Here is a 22,887-nt window from a genome sequence, read left to right as displayed (position 1 = left end):
TCAATTCAAACTTACCCCCACCCTGCATTGGGATTGGGGGGAGAGGCTTGTGGGAAAGCTGAGATTTGCATATCAGAAAAAACCAATATTAACAAACGTTTTTTCCGAGGATAAATTTTGTAGGAGCTCCTACAACGGGATTTAACTTTTGAGATTTATAGAGATTAATCGGCCGCCAGCTTGCGGCGACCGATCCGATTAGAACTAAATTACTCTTTCAGAAAGTTCAGAGTAGACTTTTGATTAATGATCCCGTTGTCTTTTAGAGTTACTTGGAGCGCATCTCCAGTATTCTCTATTTCGATCCGGAACTTTCCTTCTTTGTCAATAATTGGACTATTTTCTATATACTTACCTTCGAAAATTTTCTGCTTATTGAACTTAACCACGTAGTTTACATTGTCTTGGCTTTCGATCTCCAAAAGAACTTGGTTTACTCCTTTGGATCCATCCCAAGACATCGCAGTCCAAGGCCCTTTAAACTTTTCTAAACTAGAATCTCCTCCGAAGGATCGCATTACTTTTGCAGGTTTTGCTTGAGAGAGAACTGCAGACACTGGAGTAGCTTTATCACTTTCTCCACCAAGATCCGTTTTGGAAGTTACCGAATACAGATATAAGATCTCTTTTTCAGGAACATCCGCAGTATAGGTCGCTGTTTTTTCATTCGTGCCTGAAACGAAAGCCCAGTCAGAAGATCCTCTCTTCTTTCTATAAACATAGTATTCGTTCGCACCTTTTACAAGATCCCATTTGAGTGCAATTTTACCTGATTTAGGATCTAAAGTCCCTTTCAGATTTGTAGGAGAGGGAAGTTTTGCTGCCCTATGTTTGTTTGGATCTATATAACCATACGCATAATCGGAGAATGGTCCGGACTGCCCATCCTTATTCACGGCTGCTACGGCATAAAATGCGTATTGGCCTGAAAGTTTTTCATCTACATAAGCTTCTTTGGCCTCTTCTCCAACTTTGGACCAGGCTCCTCCTCCGAAGAGACCGGTTACATCGTAACGATAGACCAGATATTTAGAAGCACCTGAAACTTTTTGCCAACGAACTTCTATTTTACTATTATATAATCCTTTTGTTGCAGTAAGTCCGAAAGGTTTAGGAGGTTTTGCTTCCGCTTTTAGAGTAAAACCTGAAACAGCATCGGAAGCATCTCCCGTTTTTCCATTTCCGATCCCGGCGATCACATAAAATTCAGTTACTCCGTTTCTTGCGGCTGCATTGTCAGTATAAGTAGTACTCTTTACCCTTCCGACCGAGAGATATTTTTTCTGCACTGAATTCCATTTGTAAATGGAGTAATCTGAAATTCCTGAAATGGATTCCCAGACTATATCGATCTTATTCGGATATAAACCTTGGCTAGCCTTGACCCCGACTACTTTAGGAGGAGCTTTGGCTTCTTCCGTTTTTGCATATCCGATCGCTTCTCCTTGGGATAGATCGGAAGAATCTGTGTCGGTTAATGTTGCAACCTTATAAGAATATGCGACGTCTTTTTGGATCCCGTCGTCGGTAAATCCGTTTGTTTGGGAAAGACCTATCTTAGAGAAGGAAGAATCTCCGGGGCCTTTTCTATAAATTTCGTATCCGATTGCGACCGAAACGGATTCCCAAGTTAATATTACTTTGTCGGAAAAAGAACCTTGGGTAGCAGCAATCTCTTTTGGAGCTAGCGGTTTTACTTTTTCAGGAGGAACAGGTTTTACATCCGTGGTTGTAGGAACATTTGTTTCTGTATTTGTAGTAGTGGGTGTTGTCGTGGTGGTCGTAGTCGCAGGGGCAACATCGTCTACTAAAACAAATGCAGATTGGCAAACTTTGGTGAACCATCTATAATCGATATAACCGTAACCCTTATCTCCCCATTGAGTGCTCCAGGAATTGATAAATTTGAATACACCCTTAGAGTCGTCATAACCAACGATCGCGATCGCGTGGCCTCCGTAAGTTTTGCCGATCCCTTCTTTATAGATCTCCTTGCCCTTTAAGTTCATAAAGTTTTCATAAACTAGTATCCCTGCAACTACGGGTCTTCCCATGGAAAGTTGGTTTTTGAGTTCGTTCGGATCCGTTTGTCTGATCCTTAAAAATTCTTTGGCCTTGTAAGAAGAAGCTGCACTGAATGCAGCCTGGGAAGGGCGAGCAAGATAATTTCTCTCGTCGTAAGGCATAGTGGACCAAGGAGCCGCTCCCGTTTCTACAACGAGTCTCATCGCGTCAGAGATCAAGGAACCATTATCCCTACCTCCGTTGATTTGATTATAAATGAATGCAGGGGAGAAAATATTGGAGTAATTCGGACCTCCCGACGAATCACTCAATTTCCAACCTCTATCCTTTCTTTCAGTATATTCCTGATAGGATTTTGTAGCGTAAGCTGTTGACCATGCTACACAAGAACTCTGTTGTCCTTGATCTCCTACTGGAGGCATAGAATCGGATAAATCTACGAAAGAAGAAAGTCCACGATGAGAGATACGATTCGGATTCGCTTCTTTAAATGAAGCCAAAAGTTCCGCAGGTTCTTGTTTCATTCCGAGTCCAGGTGGAGTTTGAGAGAATATTCCAGCCGATGAAATGAATAATATGAAAAGTGAGGATAAACGTAAGTAAGATCTCATTTTAAATTTACCTTTTAGTTCTTAGTAATGGATAAGATATTGTCTTCTAACTCTTTTGTGTATTCTCGGAAAGCGTAAGGATGAGGCTCATACAAACCGATCACTTCCGATTCGTTCCCTTTGCTATCCTTTACCTTTTTCTTTATTAGAAAAAGAATATAGTCTCCCTCTTGAGGAGCGGCTTTTAGCCATTTCCCGAAAAGTTCAGGGAATACTAAAAATGCGATCTCGAATCTTTGAGGAAGATCTTTTCCTCCCTTTAAAGACTTTAATATCTCCACGTTCGCTGTGACCGAGATAGAGTTTGAGGATATCTTGCTCTCTTTTACATTCGAAAGTCTTGCTAATGCGATAAAATTGGACGAATTAACTTGAGACTCCAAACTGGGAGGGGGAGTTAAAGCGAATAAAGGAAGTGTAAAAAGTATAAACAAAAGAAGGAAAAACGAATAGGTACGTTTTTGCATTTGGATAAGCTCCGGAAACAAATTGTTAACGCGGCTTTCCACTCTACTTCGTATCAATACTCTTTTTCAACGATTTTCCGTTCTAGTCGGGATCGTTTTTGAGAACTTACGATGTAAAATAATATATCGGTTGGGAAATTTTTTACAGAATTGGGGAACTATCTGGTCTCTACTAAAAGACTAGGGATAGAGATCGAGTCCGGTTTTTCAGGGAATTTAGGAAAAATCCCCCTGATCTTGGGAGAATCATCTACCCAAATAAGAGCAGCCTTATATTCCAGTCCGCTTTCCGGAAGAATGTATGCTTGGATCCCGAAAGATCTTGCAAGTTCCAACGCTGAGCTAGAACTTTCCGGTTTTAGTAGTAAGATCTTCTCGCTTAATTTGCCAAATTTATCTTTCAAATCTTGAAGATTATCTTTTTCCGGATCTAGACTGATGAAAACGAATTGAGAATGACTGAGAGAGGAAGAATGGAACCAAGTTAGGAAATTTTTTAGTTCTTCCTGGTCCTTCTTAGATGAATTCAAAAAACCGAAATACAAGAAAGTTTGTTTTCCTGAGAATATGGATCTTAAAGAAGTTTTCTCAGCTTTCCCGACGAGCAGGATGCTTTCTTCCGGTAATTCTTTTTCCGCAGGGATCATTCCTGGATCAGAATGTGAAATAAAGAACAGAATGGGTATTAAAGCCGCCATTGCGGTTAATACGATTTTCCAGCGCCCGGTTTCCATCTCTAATTACAATGGACGAATGGGCGCCCAAAACCGCAGTCTTATTCTTGAAAAAAGGGCTTAGATTTATAAGGAATCTTACTCAGAAAAATATTTCCATTGTGAAAAGTATGGAAATATTTAGTCGATCCGGAACGTCCGGATCAATCGTCGTCTAATTCGAAATGGACAGGGACCCTATGATTCATGCGAGTAGGTCTTCCCTTTGCATAACCTGGACTCCAACGAGCGAGTCGGATCACTTTTACTGCTGCGTCTTCGAAACCATAACCTTTGATAGAAGACTTAACTACTTTTGCGTTGATGAGATTCCCTTTTTCATCCACCTGGACTTCCAAATAGATCATCGCATCCGAGATCCCTTGAGCTCGGGCACTTTCAGGAAAATAATCTCTAAGAGAAAAATCTATAATAGGAGTAGGGGCCCGATCACCGTAAAATGCGAATAAGAATCCGTCTTTATCAGTTCCGTCTCCGCTGATCTCATTTTCTTTGATCTCGTTTGGATCGGGGTCTTTTCCGTCCTCTTTGGCACCTTCTACCCATTCGTTCGGATCCTTATGAGTGGGAGAAGTCTCTCCTCCGAGTAATTCAGGAGGAATGTCCTCGATATCCACTTCTACGCTCATATCGAGTTGTTCGCTATCTACGAATTCTCTTTCTCTATGAGTGATATAATAATATGTTGCGAATATAAAAATATGAAAAGCTAAGGAACCGTATACGCATATCTCCCAAAGAGATAACTCTTTAAGTTTCTGGATCACGTCGGTCTTGACTTTTTCGAGAGTAGGGTTCATCCGAACGAGTTACCTTTTAACGGATAATGCGATTTGATGCACGCCTGCTTTTTTGATCTTTCCCATAGTTTCCGCGATCTTACCATAAGGAAGAGAAGAATCTGCGGATAAGGTGATCCTCATATTCGGACGGATCTTTGCCTCTTTTTGAAGATGGGCTTCTAATCTCGGAATATCGGTTTCTGTCCCTTCTAGGAAAACTTTTCCGTCCTTAGATAATGCAACCTGAACGGTTTTTGCCAAATTGGAATCTACTGCGTCCGCTTTTGGAAGATTGATATTGATGGATTCTTTTTTTAGAAAGTTCGCGGTAACCATAAAGATCACCAGAAGAACCAAAATGACGTCCACCATAGGAGTGATATTTATACTCCCTATTTCTTCGCCGTCTCCGGAAGAACTTTGTCCTGCCATGCTATCTCCTTTATAGAAATCCCGGTTTTAGTTTTTCCGAGACAGGCTTGCTAAAAATTCTTTGGATAGAATTTCCAGATTAGCTTGGATGATCTTTAGTTTTCTTGTGAAATAGTTATTTGCCATTACCACTGGGATCGCGACCGCCAAACCTACTGCAGTTGCTAAAAGCGCTTGGGAGATAGTTCTCATTACAACTTCTCCAGCTGCATTTCCAAGAGTTCCTAATTTATAGAAGGCGCTGATCACACCGAATACTGTTCCTAATAATCCGATAAATGGAGCATTGTTCCCTAAAGTATTCAGGATGGAAAGTCTGGTCTCGAAAGCGACTCTCTCTCCGATCATTTGGCCATCCATAAGCTCTTCTAAACTTTCTTTTCCACCTTTGGAATGTTCGGAAGAAAAATCCGCGAAACGAGCATATACATTTTCAGGATAAGTTTCCGAAAATTTAGGAGCTCCGGAAAGTCCTCCGTTTCTTGCGGTTTTGATGATCTCAGGAAGCACAAAGGAGGAGTCTCTAGTATTTTTTACGAATATGATTGCTCTTTCTACAACTACGGCAACTGCAAGAATACTCGCGATCCCCATGATTACGAAGATGGCGGTTTCCATGTACCCAATCGCGATTTCAAAACTCATTTCAGTATATCCTTCTTAATTTCTGTTTTTTTGCCTGATACGATCCCAGTCATTCTGTTTTTGTTCCGAATTTTCGGACTTAAAATTCTGGTTCAGGTGAATAAAGTTCTTTGCAGTTTCTCACACAATTCAAGGTCTCTATTCCGGAATTCGAGATGAGTTCGGAACCTTCTCCGCTACAATCTGTTTCGGATTGGACCTTGGACCAGTATGCCTCATTGCAATTAAAAATACATTCTTGGGTCTTCGTATTTAACCCGCCTATTTTATCCTGTTCTAGGACTTTGCTACAATAGGATTCGTAATTTTGGGAAGTTCCTCCGGAGAATATACCGGAAATTTCAGTTTCTCCGCTTCCTTGTAGATCTTGGGAATTTTTCAAACAATCTTCTGCCTCTTGCATAGATGATTTACAAGCAGAGGAAGGATTCGCCGAATAATTGAGTAAAGATTGTAGAACAATAGAAGCTTCTCCACTCGGTTCCGGAGAATAAGAAGAACAATACGAAAACACAACTAGGCCGGAGATCAAACCCAGCCAATGTGCAGACGATTTTCTTAAACTCCGGGCGGTCATTAGAACTTCACCTCGATACCTACGTTGAAGAATGGGATCACAACTCCGCCCGGTAAAGGAATGGTTCCGAAAGTCGGGCTAGGACTTGGGTTCGTTTTGGAATAAGGTTTCGTATTATCGAAATCTTCTCCCCCCACGTTCTCTCTTAGGTATACGTTTACTATCTCCAAGAAGGTATTTACATACCCCCATTCATAATTGAAAAATCTATCGAATCGAATGTCAAGTCGATGATAAGGCTTTAATCTACGACTATTGATATATTCTCCAAGTGCCGGGTTATTGGCATATTGAGGAACCCAATAGGTTTGCCCGTTTGCAGGGTTACTGAATTGGCCCCCATCGTCTCCTACGATCGGTGTAAACGGTCTGCTTGTCAAATAGGACCATCTTGCACCGAACTGCCATTCTTGGCTCCATCTCCAACCGAATACCATATTGATCACATGGGTCCGGTCATAGTCGTATAATGTCTCTTTAGAGTTCTTATAAAACTGTGCGGCAATCTGGGTCTCTTGTGCGCTTAGAGGAGCCGATCCTGGGTCAGGAGTGAATATATTATTATTTCTGAATGTTTGGGACCAAGTGTAGGTGATCCAACCGAACCAGTTCCTTGTCCCAGGACGAGAATTTTTTCGAAGAACTAATTCGTAACCCCTAGACCAACCGGTCCCGCTATTCGAATAGTTCAGTTTTTTATTCGCGATGAACGGTTGAGCTATTCTACCGTAAGGATCCGGATTTGTACCGATCGGATCGGTGATATAAGGATCATCAACTATCAGACTGGAGTATTCTTGTTTGAAGATCTCCCCTTTGATCTGATAATCTCCCGCTAGAAGTTGTTCGACACCACCGCCGTATTTGAATACTTTTTCAAAATCTAAATGAGGGTTCCCACTATCCTTATTGAATCTAGTGTCCAGAGGGAAGCGGAAGAAATTACCTCCACCTCCGAAGATGGTAGTTCCTTGTCCGAACTTATAGGAAGCCTGGGCTCGAGGACCGAATGCACTATTATTCACGTATGGAATATAATCGTATCTCATCCCAGGTTCGATCTGCAGACCGCCTAGTTTGATCTTAGTAGTCAAGTATCCGTTATAATAAGCGCCATTTGCTTTGATATCGGTTGGGATCGTAGTAAAGGCTGGGTTCTGAGTATCATAAGGGTTCGGACTTAAATTATTCGGATCCGTTTGAATGATATTGGAACCTGTAGAATAGTAATTTAATTGTCTGTATTCTGTTCCGAATTCAGCGCTGAAATATTTACTCGGATCCCAGAATGCATCCTGACGTACACCATTGTATGCGCCGCTGGCCCTGTTCTTTCCTTGGATGGAACCGAAGGAAACATTGAAGTCCGTAAAAGGATCATAGCTGATCAATGTGACTCGGTTAGAGAATGTATCGATCGGCTTCCAAGTATAACGTACAGCTTGTGTTCTGAATCCTTGTCCCGAGGAAATACTTGCACCTGCAAATGCAGCAGTGGAATCATTCGCCGGGTCATTCTGATATTTCGCAGGAAGATTTGCTGCAAAATCATCTTTAGAGTAAAAGGAATGAAATGAGATTTGATGATGCTCGTTAAAATTATGAACGAACTTCACCTGAGAATCCACGAATCTAGGAAGTCTTAATCCTTCCGGGAAATCTGCGCCTAACGCAGAAGTCAGACCTTGGACGAATCTGTCCAAATAACCGACCCTTGCAGATGCGATTAGATATCCTTTTCCTCCGAAAGTTGGAGCCATATAACTAATACTACTGGACCAAGCTGAAATGATTAAGTTCTTCTGGGACTTATCCACTTTGTCCACCGTATCAATATGGATCACACCACCGAGTGCGTTATTGAAGTTTGCGGGGAAAACACCTGTATATACGTCGATGGATTTGATCAGGTTCGCGTTTACAACAGCACTCAATCCATCAAAGTGGAAAGGGTAGAGGATCGGAAGATCATCCACTAAATATAAGTTCGAGTTCGGATCAGAACCACGGATCACATAGTTATTTGCACCACCACCAAATGCTGCAGAAGGTACCACACCAGGGATCGTTTCTAAGGCGCGTAAAGGTTCCCCGAAAGTTCCAGGCATACGTTTGATCTCTTCGTATTTGATCGTTGTTCTGGAGAGGATAGGTTTATCTCTCTCTGCAGCAACCGTGATCGTTCCTTTAGGTACTTTGGATTTAGGAGAACTTACGGAACCGTCTTCGCCTTCATCCAGATAGAGAGTTACAGTTTGTCCGGAAGCGTCAACGCTACCTTTGATATCCTGCATATCTTCTATCTTTAAGATACGAAATGTATAAATTCCAGGAGCAGGGACAACTGCATCGAAATATCCGTCTGCATCCGTTCTATAGATCTTTTTGGTCTCGAATAATAATACCTGGGCCTTTGGCTCTCCCTGATTTTTTTGGCGGGAGAATAATCTGGCCTTGAAGGTAACTTCGGCAAAAACATCCATAGGAGCGATTGCCGCGAGAAAGGCGATTTTTATGAGTACTCGTTTTAACTTCATGGCAGTTTCGGGTCCACAAACACGTCTTTAAAGTTCAGGTACCAAGGGATCTCTCCCGCAGGTTTATCATAATAGATCCAAAGGCAAACAACAGGATAAGATACGAAAGGGCATTCTGCCTTTGTGATCGCGATACTACAAAGATCTAAATTCCTTCTTTGCACATCTCCGATCGCAACCGGAAAATGAGGCGGGATAGGATCGCCACATTTTTTAGAAAGATATTCTGTAGCTGCGTAGATCTGGCTATTCGCATCCCCTTGAGGAACTGTATCTTCACGAACACAATCCGTTAGGAATATACAAAAGAATCCTAAAACAAAAATACGGGTCTTCATTTTTTACCCGCCTCGCTCGGAGCTTGAGTGGGAGAACCTATAACAGTTCCCTTTACTTTTAAAACACTAATAGTTCCAACAGGAAAGAAAAGATGAGTCTCATGCCAGTATTTGATCTTGATCAAACTTTTTCCTCCCGGTATCTTTTGAACTGCTTCACTTAAAGCATAATCCATATTTAAAGGATTGGTGACCGGGATAATTCCGAACAAAAAGAATACGGAACTTTCTCCGCTAGAAACTCCGAGTTCCAAATAATCTTTCGAACGAATGATTGTTGCGGAATCGATGACTTGGGTACTAGTCACTCTTCCTCCCACATCTGCACGATTGAAGGATCCGGAGCATGTTTCTGCCGTTATAAAAATAAACGAAAGCAGAAGACAGATTTGAATTCGAATCATAGTAAGCCCGAATTAACGGCCTTTTTTTCTCGGGTCAGGGGTATCCTCTTCGAACTTAATCGCTTCCGCCGAGATATGGATGCGATTGATCGTGAAGAAGAGTAGGATGGTTTTGTCTGTCCAGTATCTGACGTTTACCAAAGCATCCGCTTCCTTTTCCTTTTTGAGCTCCTCCAATAGTTGATCGATCGGAGGTTCTCCTAAAGGAATTCCAATTATAGCTATATCAAAAGTGAACCAGTATTTCATACCTTCCACCGGTGAGACGACTTTGTATTTTTTGTCTGCTACCGGGACCGTGCTTGTAGCGAGCCCTGCACTGGATGTAGCGCAAGATGCTAAAACGGTTGAAAGTATGATGGATAAGACTAGCCCGTAAATACGAGTTTTCATATTTTTTCCTTTTCGGAACCGACTCGGGTCTAAACAATTTATTGCCAAGACTAAGAAGGTTCACGATCGAGGTTCGATCTTTATTTATCCACCATCAAACGTCTAAAAGACATATTTTCCAAGAAAAAAAATTCCATTCGGAACTGGAATCGACCTGATTCGGTCATGACGAATGGCGTTGATTAGGTAGTATATATTACAAAACTATGATTCTTTAGTTTCGTTCGAGAATTTAAGGATCTACTCTTCGTTCTTATAAGACTTCACAAGTCTACGAGCGGTTTGGTAAGAGCCTGCCAATCCTTTGGTTACAAGTTCTTCCGCCTTTTGTATGTTTGTTCCAAGTTTAGAGTAGAAATCATCCAAGAGCATGGATTGAACGGATTCATATAACCAATGTTTGGCCTGGTCTTTTCTTTTTATGTCCAAGTATCCGTTCTTTTGGATGGCTTCGATAAAATTTAGAATCTCTGTCCAAATTTCTCCGATCCCTTCTCCAGTGACTGCCGAGCATGTTCTAACCTCGGTTTTGATCCCGGATTCATGAGCAGGAAGAAAATGAACTGCGGAGATTGTTTCTGCTTTTGCGCGGTTGGCTCTCGCAGTATTATCTCCATCCGCTTTCGTGATCGCGATCAGATCTGCCATCTCCATGATCCCACGTTTGATCCCTTGCAATTCATCTCCTGCACCCGCGATGAGCAGAAGAAGAAAAAGATCCACCATAGAATTTACAGCAGTTTCGGATTGTCCTACACCAACCGTTTCTACAAGGATTGTGTCGAAGCCTGCCGCTTCACAAAGAAAGATTGTTTCTCTTGTTTTGCGAGCGACACCACCTAATGAATCACCGGAAGGAGAAGGGCGGATGAATGCTTCTTTCTTACGAGAGAGAGTTTCCATTCTGGTCTTGTCTCCCAGGATGGAACCTTTGGATAATTGAGAAGTTGGATCCACAGCGAGTACTGCGATCTTTCTTCCTTGTTCAATGAGATGATTTCCGAAAGATTCTATAAAAGTACTCTTGCCTACACCCGGAATTCCGGTAATCCCGACCCGAATACTTTTTCCGGTATGTGGTAAACATTTTTCTAATATAGCTTCCGCAAGTTCTTGGTGAGAAGGAAGAGTGCTTTCTACAAGTGTGATCGCTCTACTTAATAGAACTATATCCCCGGATAAGATCCCTTGGGAAAAAGTTTCCGCGTCCGGAAGATTTTTCTTTTTAATAGAACCCCGGATCTGGGTATCTTCTTTTCCCTCGGCTCCGGGCATACGTAAATTAAGCCTCTACGCTCTTGATCAGAAGTTCTAAAATTTCTGCACCAGCTTTGGAGATCTTGGTTCCAGGTCCGAAGATCCCGTTCACTCCAGCCTTATACAAGAAATCATAATCTTGCTGAGGGATGACCCCGCCTGCGATGACTAAAATATCTTCCCTTCCGAGTTTTTTGAGCTCTTGGATGACTTGTGGAACTAAGGTTTTATGACCTGCTGCAAGACTGGAAACTCCGAGCACATGCACGTCGTTTTCTATCGCTTGTTTTGCAGCTTCTCCGGGAGTTTGGAATAGAGGACCTATATCAACGTCGAATCCCATATCTGCAAAACTTGTAGAGATTACTTTTGCACCTCTATCATGTCCGTCCTGGCCCATTTTTGCGACCATGATCCTAGGCTGTCTTCCTTCCAATTTTGCAAATTTGGCGGAAAGTTCTTTTGCCTTCTTGAAATCCGGATCGTCCATGATTTCCTCCGAGTACACTCCTTTGATCATATGAGTGACGGATTTATATCTTCCGAAAATTTTCTCCATTGCGAAAGAGATCTCGCCTAGAGTTGCTCTTTTTCTAGCTGCGTCTACCGCAAGTGCAAGCAGGTTTCCGTTCCCAGTTTTTGCAGATTCTGTAATTGCATCCAAGGCGGCAGTAACCGCTGCATTATCACGATTCTTTTTAAGTTCGTTTAGTCTACGGATCTGTGATTCTCTAACCGCAGTGTTGTCGATATCCAGAATATCCAAAGGATTTTCCTTTGTAGGACGATAACGATTGATCCCTACGATCACATCTCTTCCCGAATCGATCCTTGCCTGTTTACGGGCGGCCGCTTCTTCTATCCTCATCTTAGGAATTCCGGTCTCGATCGCTTTTGCGATCCCGCCTAGTTTTTCCACTTCTTCGATGAGTTCCCAGGCTCTCCCTGCAAGTTCTGCAGTAAGAGATTCTATATAGAAGGAACCCCCCCAAGGGTCCACGACTCTATGGATATTGGTTTCTTCTTGTATATAGATCTGGGTATTTCTTGCGATCCTTGCGGAGAAGTCCGTAGGAAGTGCAATCGCTTCGTCGAGTGCATTCGTATGCAAGGATTGTGTATGTCCGAGGGCTGCGGCCAATGCTTCTATACAAGTCCTTCCTACATTATTGAAAGGATCCTGCTCTGTTAAGCTCCAACCTGAAGTTTGGCAATGAGTTCTGAGTGCGAGAGATTTGTTATTCTTAGGGTTGAATGTTTTTACAAGCTTCGCCCAAAGAAGTCTTCCTGCTCTCATCTTCGCGATTTCCATAAAATGGTTCATTCCGATCGCCCAGAAGAAAGAAAGACGAGGAGCAAAACTATCCACATCCATTCCTGCCTTGATCCCTGTGCGTAGGTATTCCAACCCGTCTGCGAGAGTGTAGGCGAGTTCAATATCCGCAGTTGCTCCCGCTTCCTGCATATGATAGCCGGAGATGGAGATCGAATTGAACTTAGGCATGAAGTCAGTGGTATATTTGAAAATATCCGCGATGATCCTCATAGAAGGTTCCGGAGGATAAATGTAGGTATTTCGTACCATGAACTCTTTTAAGATATCATTCTGGATTGTACCTGAAAGTTGTTCCGGTTTTACTCCCTGTTCTTCCGCTGCTACGATATAAAATGCAAGTGTAGGAATAACCGCACCATTCATAGTCATGGAAACGGACATTTGATCTAGAGGGATCTGGTCGAAGAGTATCTTCATGTCCAGAACGGAATCGATCGCGACTCCCGCTTTTCCAACATCTCCTAGAACTCTTTCGTGATCTGAATCGTAACCTCTATGAGTTGCTAAGTCGAATGCAACAGATAGACCTTTTTGTCCCGCCGCTAAGTTCCTACGATAGAATGCGTTTGATTCTTCCGCAGTTGAAAAACCTGCGTACTGACGGATGGTCCAAGGTTGTTGGACATACATTGTAGAATAAGGCCCGCGTAAAAATGGAGGAATTCCAGCAGCGTAATCCAGATGTTCCAAGGACTCCACGTCTTTCGGAACATATACAGGTTTGACGGGAACTTTTTCAGGAGTATTCCATATCGTTTCTTCTAATTTAGAAAGTCCTAATTCATCCAAAGCTTCTTTGGACCAGGATTCGAATTTTACGTCTCCGTTTACAGGAGTTCGATTGGAAGAGAAAGTAGGTCGTTTCATTTGATTCCCAGCCTTTTTTGAAGATCGGAAAGTGTTTCTAATAGATTGGATCGGACATGTATAAATCCGTCCGCACCTAAGGATTCCAATTCTGGAAGAATCTCCTTAGGATATCCAGCCACGAAAGTAATAGGTTTTTGTTTTAGTTTAGGAAGAATATCTTTAATGTAGAAACTTACTTCTTCGTCCGAACTACAGAAAACGATCATCTGAGGTTTTTCTTTTTCGATCCCAGCGATCGCTTCTTCGGAAGTCTCGTAACTTCCGGGATCGATTACATTAAATCCAGCACATCCTAAAAAGTTGAGAGAGAAGATCGCTCTTGCTTTCTTCATCTTTAGATCGCCCAAGGGAAGAAGTAAAACTTTTGCGGAAGTTTTGTTTTTACTCTCCCAGTTCTCCGTAGCCATTCGGATCTCTTCGATCGCATCTCCTGCGAAAAATTCGGGAAGAGCCTGGACTTTTGTTTCTCCGGAGCTTGGAGCAAGAGAAGAAAGTTTTAAGTTCTTATTTAGATCTTTATTTTGGATCCTGTCTTTAGAGTTCGGATATTGGTTTGTTCCTAAGAAGATCTCTTTACGAGTGGAATAATTTTCTTCCTTCTTCTTTCTGGATTCTAAAATGGAAGATTGGATCTTTCCGGATTTTAGGCATTCTAAGAATCCTCCGTCTTTCTCCACTTCAGTAAATAATTTCCAAGCCTGCTCGGTAATTTGATCCGTAATCGTTTCTATATAATAAGAACCGGAAGAAGGATCTGCAACCTTATCCAAATAAGATTCATGTTTCAGAAGCAACTGCACATTTCTTGCGATCCTAAGAGAGAAGGAATCTGCAGGTTGTAATAAATGGTCGAATGGAAGAACGTTAATGATCTCCGCTCCTCCAATCGCTGCCGAAATCGCTTCAGTAGTTCCTCTTAGAATATTATTATGAAGATCGTAGATCCCATAATTGTATCTTGCTGTTTCTGCGGAGATGAATGGTAGAGAGGCTTCTCCTTTTTCAGAAGAATAAGAAGAGAAAATTTCCGCCCAAAGAGTCCTGGCCGCTCTGAATTTTGCGATCTCTAAGAAATAATCAGGACCAACAGTGAATTGGAAAATTGTCTGAGAGTTTACCAGTTCAGGAGAAACTCCCAATTCTCCCAAACGATACAGATATTCCGAACCGAGTGCGAGAGTATAAGCAAGTTCCTGAACGATCGTGGAGCCGCTATCTCTGAATGTGGATGAGTGAACTGTAAGTGCTCTGAAATGTTTCCATTTCCCTGCAAGTTCAGTAAGGATTGGCTTTAGACTTTCCGGTCCATGTCCCGCAGAATGCCCCTGTCTTGCAAGAATTCGATATGGGTCGTAGCCGAGTCCTCCTACGAGAGTTTTGTTTTTAGGAAGCCAGGAATATATTTCTGGAGATTTTTCTTCCGCAATGAAATGAAGAGTGATTTCGCTTAAAGGAAGATCTTCCAACAAAGAAGAGAGATCTTTTTCGTCTTTGATTTGGATCCCTTTTCTTCCGGAACCTACATCAGCGATCACGAGCCCCAATGCGGAAACCCCGTTAGAGACAGCTTCTATCGCCAGTTCTTTTGCGGTTTTGATATCAGGAGCATCTATGTCTTGGCGAATACTCCAATCGTTAGTAAGTTTGCGAGTGGATCTGAGATAAGGAAATTTTCCGGGCAGATTGGAAAGGAGCCATTCCTTTCCTTTTAAGTTTTCTTTTCGATAAAATGGTTGGATCTTAAATCCTTCCTGGGTTTCCCAAACCAGTTTTTTATCGAAGTCCGCACCTTTTAGATCCTTTTGGATCAACTTGGTCCATTCTTCGGTTGAGACAGGTGGAAATTCGGAGAAAAGTTTTTCTGATGCCATCGGATTCTGCCGTCAGGCTCCTTCTTTTTTCGTTTTAAGATAATGAGGAATCGAAGCGAGTATCGAAATTGTAAGAGCTCCTACAATTACGAGTAAAGAGATCTCTATAGAGACATGGATCACTTTTCCGAATACGTACCCAGAAAATGCAGGAAGAAGAAGTTTTACTCCTACAAATGCGAGAAGAAGAGCGACTCCCTTTTTCAGATAAATGAAAAGTTCCATCACTCCTCCCAGTAGGAAGAAGAGAGATCTAAGTCCTAAGATCGCGAACACATTGGAAGTATAGATGATAAAACTGTCTTGGGTAATGGAGAAGATCGCGGGAATAGAATCGATCGCGAATAATATATCACTGAACTCCACTACGATCAAGATCAGAAATGTGGAAGTGAAAAGAGTTTTGCCATGTTCCTTCACCACAAACTTTTCCGGATGAAAGGTTTTACTCATCGGTAAAACTTTTCTAGCGTATTTAAGAAGTTTCATTTCTTCCGGATCGAAATTTTCCTCTTCGTCATGGAAGAACATTTTCCAAGCGGAGTAGAGGAGTAAAAATCCGAATAGATACAGGATCCATTCGAATCTGGAAACGAGTTCTGCTCCGGAAAAGATCATGATCGCTCTGAAAATCAGCGCACCTATGATTCCCCATTTTAAGATCATTGGTTGGTACTGGGATTGGATCCTGAACTTTCCGAAGATCATGATAAATACGAAAAGATTATCTACTGAAAGGGAATATTCCAAAAGATAACCTGCTAAGAATTCCAGGGTCTTTTGTTTTGCGATTCCCGGATTTGTAGGATCTTCGTGGAAGATATAAACTAGTAGAGAAAAACTGAATGCAAGAGTTACCCAGAATAATGTCCAGTATCCCGACTCTCTGAGGGAGAGTTTATGGGCTCTTTTATTCATTACGAATAGGTCCAAATAAATCAAAAGGCCTACTACAACGGAAAAAATTAGAAAAAGTGTAGAATCTTTTTGGCTAAACGAGATCATCGCAGCTTCCGAGGCCCTATTTGGGCCTTTGAAAGACAGGTTCCTCGGTTCGATCAGGAAGACAATCCCAAATCGGCCGGGTGCTTGCAGATTAGGAGCTATACATGATCTATATTATCTTCCCAATTTTGGCGATTGTTCATTTGGGAGTTCTCGTTTTCGGGTCGGAGATATTTTTACTCAAATTATTCTCCAAAATTATTCCTATTTTATATTTAATCGCGTTAAGTGTAGGAGAAGGAAAATGGAAAACGAAGGCAGGGATCTGGCTCGGGATCGGTTTGGTCTTTTCATTAGGCGGAGATACGATTCTCGCATTCCCTGCAGAATATTTTGTCTTCGGTTTAGGAAGTTTTCTGATCGCTCAGGTAGCGTATTCCGTTAGTTTCTCTGTAGGGAATCCAGTTCATTTCCTAAGGTTAATTCCATACATTCTTTTCGGAGCGGCCTACTATTACTGGCTTCTTCCAGGTATTGGTGGTGCTTTAAAAATCCCGGTAGCGGTTTACGTTTCAGCGATCTGCGTCATGGGTTGGAGATCTGCTGCGAGAGAAGTTTCTTCCAGAGACAGATGGCTCGGGATTTTCGGGGCTCTTAGTTTTATCATTTCGGATTCTATCATCGCACTTGGGCAATTCACTACGATTAAACTTCCTCTTCACGGAGTTTGGGTGATGGCGACGTATTATTTGGCTCAGTTTTTAATCTATCTTTCTCAAGAGGAAGAGGAATAAAATAGAAAAAATATTATTGAACGGGTCCGAAAATCCTCTAGAATTGTCGCGACCGGAGTATGCAGAATGAGTATTAAACCTTTAAAAGAAACTACATTTTTAGAAGCCGTCGCGGCTGCGATCCAACATGAGAAGGATTACTTCGAATTTTATATGGATACGTACGAAAAACTCCCTCCGGGAAGAACTAGGGAATTATTCGAAAGACTCGCGGAAGAAGTGGACGAACATATCAAATTTATTACCGAGATCTATCAGGTCGCGGAAGGTGCGGAACTTCCGAACCTGAAACAATTGGCCGCAATTCATAAATTCCATCAGAGTACTCTCCAAAAGATCATGAACAAGGTGGAACGTACCATCACAGGTTCCGGATCCAAGGATGCTCACGAGGCATTGGAGCTCGCGATCCGAGAGGCGGAGAACTCAGTAGCATTCTACGAAAAACTCACCACAAAATTCGAAGATTCGAATATTAAACTTTTGTTTTCCAAACTAATGGACTATAGTAAAAATTATCAGTCCTTACTGGAAGCAGAGTTAAACACATTCGATCAGACTAGCTCAGGAAGAGGTGCATATTTCTGGGACGAGCAGGCTGAGGAAGTTGCAAAGGCAGTCGGAACAAAAACGAATTCTAAGGCAGCAAAATCATTAAAACCTACTAAGCCTGTCAAAAAAGCTGCGGCAAAGAAAGTAGTTAAAAAGGCGGCTCCTAAAAAAGCCAAGGCGGTCGCTAAGAAGAAGCCTGCTGCCAAAAAAGCGGCACCTAAAAAGAAAGCAGCTAAGAAGAAAAAGTAAGAACTAAAAAACCGGGAAACTTTCGTTTCCCGGTGAAAATTCAAAAAAGAAGTTTTCCCTCGGATAGATAGATCCAAGCTGGCCCCGAGATGAAAACGAATCCTAGTCCTGATTGGACCAAAATCCAACATTTGTACCCGGTAAACCGGGAAATGATCTGGTTGAATAATTGCGGGACCACTCCTGCGAATACTGATACTCTCAAAGCAGTAAATGATTATCTACACGGCTACTCCACTCATGGGGGCCAAACGGATGTGCGCAGATACCCGAGTGTTAAAAAAGTAATTCGAAATATTCTCGCGGAATTACTCGGAGTAGATGCGGATGAACTTTCTCTCATTCATCATACCAACGAAGGGATCGGTTTTATTTCCCTAGGTTTAAAACTCAAAGCAGGGGATAAGATCCTACTTTTAGAGAACGAATATCCTTCTAATATTTATCCTTGGGAACATTGGAAGGATAAGGGAGTTTCCATTTCTTTTGTGCCTATGGCAGAAACTCCTGATGGCTTTTTAGAAAATTTAAGATCTGCGATTACTCCGGATGTAAAAGTAGTCAGCCTTTCCGCAGTACATTGGTGCACAGGAATGCCTTTCCCTTTGGAAGACATCGGGAATCTTCTGAAGGAAAAAGGGATCGAGTTCGTACTGGACGGAGCCCAAGGAGTAGGACTTCTTCCTGTAAAACCTCGTGAAATGGGAATTTCTTATATGGCATTTCCTGCTTGGAAATGGTTACTCGGACCTTTGGGTCTTGGAGTTCTTTATATTGCTAAGGAGAAGTTGGACAATCTATATTTTCCATTCAAAGGTACAGGCTCCGTAGTAAACGACGAAGTGTATTTACCGTACAGAGAGGAATTAAAAAGTACAGATCGTTATGAGATCTCCACAGTGAACTTTATCGACTGGGTGTATTTCCAATCTACTTTAGAAATGCTTCATAAAGTAGGATTTCATAATTCCATGGAAAGGATCTATGAACTCGCGGATTATCTTTCCGACAAACTTAGGGACGCAGGTTGGAAACTCGCCTCCGACCATTTTCCTGATTTTAAAACAGGGATCGTGGTCGCAGAAAAAGAAGGATTGTCCATGGAGAATGTGGTCTCCGATCTGAAAAAGAACGGGGTCATGTGTGCTCTTCGTTTGGGAAGAGTTCGTTTTTCTCCTCATATCTATATTGCCAAAGAACAATTGGATAAAGTTGTAGAATTCGTTTCCAGGTAAGATCCGTGGCTTCTATCTTTGAAAAGGCAGCTTTATTATTTCCTCTTTGGGTGATCTGTGGGGTCACGATCAGTTGGTTTTTCCCTTCTATTCTACATGGATTCAAGGGTCCTTGGATCACTTATAGTTTAGGGCTGACCATGCTCGGAATGGGGATCAGTTTAAAAACGGAAGACTTCACCAGGGTTTTTAAGGCACCTAAACCCATCCTTATCGGAGTGATCGGTCAATATACGATCATGCCTTTGACCGGCTGGGCTCTCGGAAATTTTTTCCAACTTCCACCACCTCTCGCAGTCGGGATCATCGTAGTTTCATGTTGCCCCGGAGGAGTCGCATCCAATGTCGTATCTTTTTTAGCGAGAGGAGATCTTGCTTTATCAGTTACAATGACTGCAATCTCCACGGTATTGTCCGTTCTCATGACCCCACTTCTTACTTTGTTTTTGGTGGGAAATAGCGTAGGAGCTAACGCCTCCGGATTATTTTTCGATACTGTGCAAGTAGTGATCTTGCCAGTGATCCTAGGAATTTTACTAAATCGTTATACACCTAAATTTGCCGAAAAAGTGAAGATCGTTTCTCCATTGATCGCAGTGATTCTCATCACATTGATCGTTTCTTCCATTATAGGTTCCGGTAAAGAAGCTGTGGTGAGTTCCGGTTTACGTTTGATCTCCGCAGTGTTCCTTCTTCATATCTCCGGATACTTTTTCGGGTACTGGGTGGCCTTTTTCGGAACCAAATCCTTTATCATAGCCAGAACAGTTTCGATAGAAGTCGGGATGCAAAATAGCGGGCTCGGAGCAGTTTTATCCCGAAATAATTTTTCCGACCCATTGGTCGCAATCCCGGCAGCTATTTCCAGTTTTGTGCATTCCCTGATCGGAAGTATTCTGGCGGGGATATGGAGAAGGGCGATTCCGGGCGAAGAAGGGGAAAAATCGCGAGTTTAGGCCGTTCTTCCTTGATTTTTGGCTATCCTTTTTTTTTATAGCATAATCGAGTCTGATCTGGTAAACTGGGCGGCCATAATTTTGGTCTAAACCTTAGGATCCTGGTTCAGGCCAATCTTAGCTAAGAGAACTATTCGTCATGAGAGAGATCATTAAGCTTTCTTGCCAGGTATGTAAGAAAAATTCTTACTTCCAAACAAAGAATAAAAAGGCGAAATCCGAGAAGTTGGTAACGAAAAAATTCTGTAAATTTTGCCGTGCCCACGTCGAACATAAGGAATCTAAGGTATAATTCCGAATCCAAATGGTGACTAAAAAAGCTGCATACGATAAAAAGGTCCTGAGCGAAATCTCTGACCTTCTCTTAGAGAGAAAAAACTCTCTATTGGAGAAGTATGCGAAATGGGAAGATAATAGCAAACCTTCCGGCCTTAAGGAAATGGGAGATATCGCAGATATCGCCTCGGAAATCAACGAAGAGATGTTGAGTTCCGTTCTAACCGAGTCTGAGATCGAGACTATTCGAGAGATCGATGTGGCTCTTGAGAAAATCGAGGACGGATCTTACGGGATCTGCGAGGGGACTGGTAAAAAAATTCCCCTGGCTCGACTCAAAGCCATCCCTTGGACTCGTTACACTGTAGAATACGCCGAAGCTGTTTCCAAACATAGAGCTTCCGGCAAAAAAGGTCCATTATCCGCGACTCTGACCGGAACCTATAAAATTCCGTCCGATCCGGATTCCGACGATTAATCCCCACTAAACGATCCGTTCTATTTTTTTGGATTGAAATCTACTCGTTTTCGGCGAGCATTTCCAATTCGTGCCAAATCTTTTCGCCAGACTCCGGCCTCTTCGAACTCCTACCTTTCTTAGCCTAATTGCAATGGTACTATTGTCCTACGTTTTGTTACGTTGGACGCTTGTAGTCAGAGATCCCGATGGGAACTTGGGGATTGTTTGGATCCAGTTTTTAGCAGGGCTTCTCCCGAATCTTCATCATAGAAAATCAGGGCGTATGTTTACCGCTGCATTTGCCTTACTTTCTCCAGGTTTGCTGTTATACGGAGAGGGTGGGTATTTATACTTATCGGCTTTGTTTGCGGGGGCGATTTTTGGGGTCTTCTTAAGACAGTACATTTCCACTTTTTACGGGCATCCTGCAAATGACGACGATCCTATATTAAGATACTTTTATATTAACAGGCCTTATAAAAACTCTCTTGAGTTTACGAATAACCCAAGGACTGCTTTCTTAATTTTAGCAGTATTTTTACTATTAGATAGGCTACTTGCATATTTCGGAACCGATCCTTTGACTTCCTGGATGTTAAAGGATTTGGAATATTCTGCCGGAATCTCTTCCAAGTATGCATTTGCACTTAGTTTGGATAGTATAGGTTCTTGGTTATCTGCGTTCTTATATTTTTTTGCGGAAGAAACAAGTTCACATGATACTGATCCTCCTGGTAAACATTGGAGAACAGGGATCACAGCAGGTTTTACTGCGAACTTAATTTTAGGTGCGATCCAAGGTATAGCTCCTGAAACTGATTTTCCTTTTACTGCAGGAAATGCGGAAACTTTCGGTGTGTCCGCATTCTTTCCGGATGCGGCTTCTTTCGGGATCGGAATGCCCATCCTTTTCGGTTTATTCTTCTACCAGATCCATAGTCGGAACTGGAGGATCAGCTCCAGAGCTATTTTAAGTGCTGCGGTGTTTTTGGCTCTTGGGCTTGCGGGAAGATATCAAAGTAGCGGATATTGGCTTTTGATTATTTTCCAAACTGCACTCGTAGTAGGGCTCGCGTATCAAAGAGGATTTAGAAATCCGATCTGGAAATATTCTTTTATTCCATTCGTGATCTTAGGGACCATTTCCGTTTTAGTCGGAGTGTACTTCATCGGTGGAATGGATTGGTCTTTTACCTCATGGCAAATGATCCGAGAAGATTTCTCCTCTGCATGGACTAAAGGAAAAACATTCTCTAAAATGTTAGAGATTTTCTGGAAAGATGGATGGATCCAAACCCTTTCCGCTTGGAATTGGTTCAAAGAGGCTCCGGTTTTCGGACAAGGATTCGGAGGATTTGCGTTACATTGGATCGAGTCAGGACCTAGAGGAGCTTATCCTCCAAACGGGATCCAGGATTTTGCTCTTAGTTCTTGGGTATTCTTACTTTCAGAAGGTGGGATCTTATTCTTCCTATTGTTCTTTGTTTGGGTCGGTCTAGAATCTTATACCAGATCTTCTTATTGGTTCTTGCCTCTTCTATTTTTTCCGGTCACATTTTTCGAACCTTGGACGAGTGGAGCGGGAATATTAGGATTTCTTTTAATATGGTTCTTAAGTTCTTCAGGACCTTCTACAAGAACTTTGCCTAAATGGTGGATGATTCCCGCTTTTAATTTAGTTTGTTTGTTATTCGGTTTGGCTCTTACTGTAAAAGCATTCGTAAGGCAATCTTCCCAATTGCAGGGGCCCGAATTCAGATACGAAGAAAGAAAGACCTACCAACTTTCGGCAAAGGCAAAATCCCAGGATAAACTTGGGGGAAGATTTCATTTATTCAGTTCGGGGACTTCCTGGATGCTTGGTGATAAAGGAAATATTAGCATTCGGGTTGGTTTAGAAGAAGCTCCTAAACCGAATAAACCGGTTTATATTCGTTGGATCTTTTTTGATCAGAATGGAGTGGAATTACAATCCAGAAGCACTCCTTTGAATACGATCACTACCCAAGTAGGTTTGGCTGTTCCTGCGGGAGCGAAAACCCTGACTGCAAAAACAATGAGAATTTCTTGGTACCAAGCTGGTCCTTCCGATTTTTATATCGCTACGGATGATTTTGACGGATTGAATCGGATCCGTTAAA

Annotated in this window: 22 protein-coding genes; 7 read left to right on the top strand and 15 right to left on the bottom strand. The window is 42.2% G+C overall.

The genetic code is table 11. The features are described from left to right. Nucleotides 1–209: 209 nt before the first annotated feature. From EHQ64_RS17365 to EHQ64_RS17295, 15 genes are all read right to left on the bottom strand, one after another. On the bottom strand, nucleotides 210–2,636 hold the full coding sequence (locus EHQ64_RS17365) for a C1 family peptidase (RefSeq protein ID WP_135651062.1): 2,427 nt from the start codon (nucleotides 2,634–2,636) through the stop codon (nucleotides 210–212). 14 nt (nucleotides 2,637–2,650) lie between these two features. After that, nucleotides 2,651–3,103, bottom strand: a complete 453-nt coding sequence (locus tag EHQ64_RS17360) for an LIC_20196 family exoprotein (RefSeq protein ID WP_135651061.1) — start codon at nucleotides 3,101–3,103, stop codon at nucleotides 2,651–2,653. 158 nt (nucleotides 3,104–3,261) lie between these two features. After that, nucleotides 3,262–3,837 carry an SCO family protein gene (locus tag EHQ64_RS17355; RefSeq protein WP_135651060.1) on the bottom strand — a complete coding sequence of 192 codons (576 nt, stop codon included), beginning with the start codon at nucleotides 3,835–3,837 and terminating at the stop codon, nucleotides 3,262–3,264. Nucleotides 3,838–3,980: 143 nt separating this feature from the next. Further along, a complete protein-coding gene (locus EHQ64_RS17350) occupies nucleotides 3,981–4,637 on the bottom strand; it encodes an energy transducer TonB (protein ID WP_135651059.1) in 657 nt (218 codons plus the stop codon). Nucleotides 4,638–4,646: 9 nt separating this feature from the next. Then, nucleotides 4,647–5,051 (bottom strand): ExbD/TolR family protein, encoded by a 405-nt coding sequence (locus EHQ64_RS17345; RefSeq protein WP_135651058.1) that lies wholly within the window; start codon nucleotides 5,049–5,051, stop codon nucleotides 4,647–4,649. 27 nt (nucleotides 5,052–5,078) lie between these two features. Then, nucleotides 5,079–5,696, bottom strand: coding sequence for a MotA/TolQ/ExbB proton channel family protein (locus EHQ64_RS17340; RefSeq protein ID WP_135651057.1), 618 nt, complete (start codon nucleotides 5,694–5,696; stop codon nucleotides 5,079–5,081). Between the two features lie 79 nt (nucleotides 5,697–5,775). Next, a complete protein-coding gene (locus tag EHQ64_RS17335; protein WP_135651056.1) occupies nucleotides 5,776–6,273 on the bottom strand; it encodes a hypothetical protein in 498 nt (165 codons plus the stop codon). Beyond that, nucleotides 6,273–8,810, bottom strand: a complete 2,538-nt coding sequence (locus EHQ64_RS17330) for a TonB-dependent receptor plug domain-containing protein (RefSeq protein ID WP_135651055.1) — start codon at nucleotides 8,808–8,810, stop codon at nucleotides 6,273–6,275. Before EHQ64_RS17330 ends, EHQ64_RS17335 begins: the two co-directional genes overlap by 1 nt. Continuing rightward, complete coding sequence (locus tag EHQ64_RS17325; protein ID WP_135651054.1) at nucleotides 8,807–9,148, bottom strand: hypothetical protein; 342 nt, start codon at nucleotides 9,146–9,148, stop codon at nucleotides 8,807–8,809. The genes EHQ64_RS17330 and EHQ64_RS17325 overlap by 4 nt, the downstream gene beginning before the upstream one ends. After that, nucleotides 9,145–9,552: a hypothetical protein gene (locus tag EHQ64_RS17320; RefSeq protein ID WP_135651053.1), complete on the bottom strand. Its 408-nt coding sequence runs from the start codon at nucleotides 9,550–9,552 to the stop codon at nucleotides 9,145–9,147. Before EHQ64_RS17320 ends, EHQ64_RS17325 begins: the two co-directional genes overlap by 4 nt. Nucleotides 9,553–9,564: 12 nt before the next feature. Further along, the gene (locus tag EHQ64_RS17315) at nucleotides 9,565–9,945 is read right to left on the bottom strand and encodes an LIC20211 family lipoprotein (RefSeq protein WP_135651052.1); all 381 of its coding nucleotides are present in this window, start codon (nucleotides 9,943–9,945) and stop codon (nucleotides 9,565–9,567) included. A gap of 240 nt (nucleotides 9,946–10,185) precedes the next feature. Further along, complete coding sequence (gene meaB, locus EHQ64_RS17310; RefSeq protein WP_135651051.1) at nucleotides 10,186–11,220, bottom strand: methylmalonyl Co-A mutase-associated GTPase MeaB; 1,035 nt, start codon at nucleotides 11,218–11,220, stop codon at nucleotides 10,186–10,188. 7 nt (nucleotides 11,221–11,227) lie between these two features. Continuing rightward, entirely contained in the window at nucleotides 11,228–13,405 is a 2,178-nt protein-coding gene (gene scpA, locus EHQ64_RS17305) for a methylmalonyl-CoA mutase (RefSeq protein ID WP_135651050.1), read from the bottom strand. After that, entirely contained in the window at nucleotides 13,402–15,279 is a 1,878-nt protein-coding gene (locus tag EHQ64_RS17300) for a methylmalonyl-CoA mutase family protein (RefSeq protein ID WP_135651049.1), read from the bottom strand. The genes scpA and EHQ64_RS17300 overlap by 4 nt, the downstream gene beginning before the upstream one ends. 12 nt (nucleotides 15,280–15,291) lie before the next feature. Continuing rightward, nucleotides 15,292–16,284: a TerC family protein gene (locus EHQ64_RS17295; RefSeq protein ID WP_135651048.1), complete on the bottom strand. Its 993-nt coding sequence runs from the start codon at nucleotides 16,282–16,284 to the stop codon at nucleotides 15,292–15,294. 104 nt (nucleotides 16,285–16,388) lie between these two features. On the opposite strand from EHQ64_RS17295, the gene EHQ64_RS17290 reads away from it, so the two are divergent. The 7 genes from EHQ64_RS17290 to EHQ64_RS17260 all read left to right on the top strand — a co-directional run bounded on the left by EHQ64_RS17290 (nucleotide 16,389) and on the right by EHQ64_RS17260 (nucleotide 22,886). Further along, nucleotides 16,389–17,018 carry a lysoplasmalogenase gene (locus tag EHQ64_RS17290; RefSeq protein ID WP_135651047.1) on the top strand — a complete coding sequence of 210 codons (630 nt, stop codon included), beginning with the start codon at nucleotides 16,389–16,391 and terminating at the stop codon, nucleotides 17,016–17,018. A 66-nt stretch (nucleotides 17,019–17,084) separates the two neighbouring features. After that, nucleotides 17,085–17,819: a ferritin-like domain-containing protein gene (locus tag EHQ64_RS17285; RefSeq protein WP_135651046.1), complete on the top strand. Its 735-nt coding sequence runs from the start codon at nucleotides 17,085–17,087 to the stop codon at nucleotides 17,817–17,819. Nucleotides 17,820–17,908: 89 nt separating this feature from the next. Beyond that, nucleotides 17,909–19,054: an aminotransferase class V-fold PLP-dependent enzyme gene (locus tag EHQ64_RS17280; protein ID WP_135651045.1), complete on the top strand. Its 1,146-nt coding sequence runs from the start codon at nucleotides 17,909–17,911 to the stop codon at nucleotides 19,052–19,054. A gap of 5 nt (nucleotides 19,055–19,059) precedes the next feature. Next, the gene (locus tag EHQ64_RS17275; RefSeq protein ID WP_135651044.1) at nucleotides 19,060–20,010 is read left to right on the top strand and encodes a bile acid:sodium symporter family protein; all 951 of its coding nucleotides are present in this window, start codon (nucleotides 19,060–19,062) and stop codon (nucleotides 20,008–20,010) included. 139 nt (nucleotides 20,011–20,149) lie between these two features. Next, nucleotides 20,150–20,302, top strand: coding sequence for a 50S ribosomal protein L33 (gene rpmG / locus EHQ64_RS17270; RefSeq protein ID WP_010514486.1), 153 nt, complete (start codon nucleotides 20,150–20,152; stop codon nucleotides 20,300–20,302). A 12-nt stretch (nucleotides 20,303–20,314) separates the two neighbouring features. After that, nucleotides 20,315–20,764 (top strand): TraR/DksA family transcriptional regulator, encoded by a 450-nt coding sequence (locus EHQ64_RS17265; RefSeq protein WP_135651043.1) that lies wholly within the window; start codon nucleotides 20,315–20,317, stop codon nucleotides 20,762–20,764. 133 nt (nucleotides 20,765–20,897) lie between these two features. Beyond that, nucleotides 20,898–22,886 (top strand): hypothetical protein, encoded by a 1,989-nt coding sequence (locus EHQ64_RS17260; RefSeq protein ID WP_246048825.1) that lies wholly within the window; start codon nucleotides 20,898–20,900, stop codon nucleotides 22,884–22,886. Nucleotide 22,887 lies beyond the last annotated feature (1 nt).

Source organism: Leptospira sarikeiensis, assembly GCF_004769615.1.
Classification (GTDB): domain Bacteria; phylum Spirochaetota; class Leptospiria; order Leptospirales; family Leptospiraceae; genus Leptospira_B; species Leptospira_B sarikeiensis.
Note: the sequence above shows the minus strand (reverse complement) of the source record. Positions and strands in the feature narration are given on the sequence as shown.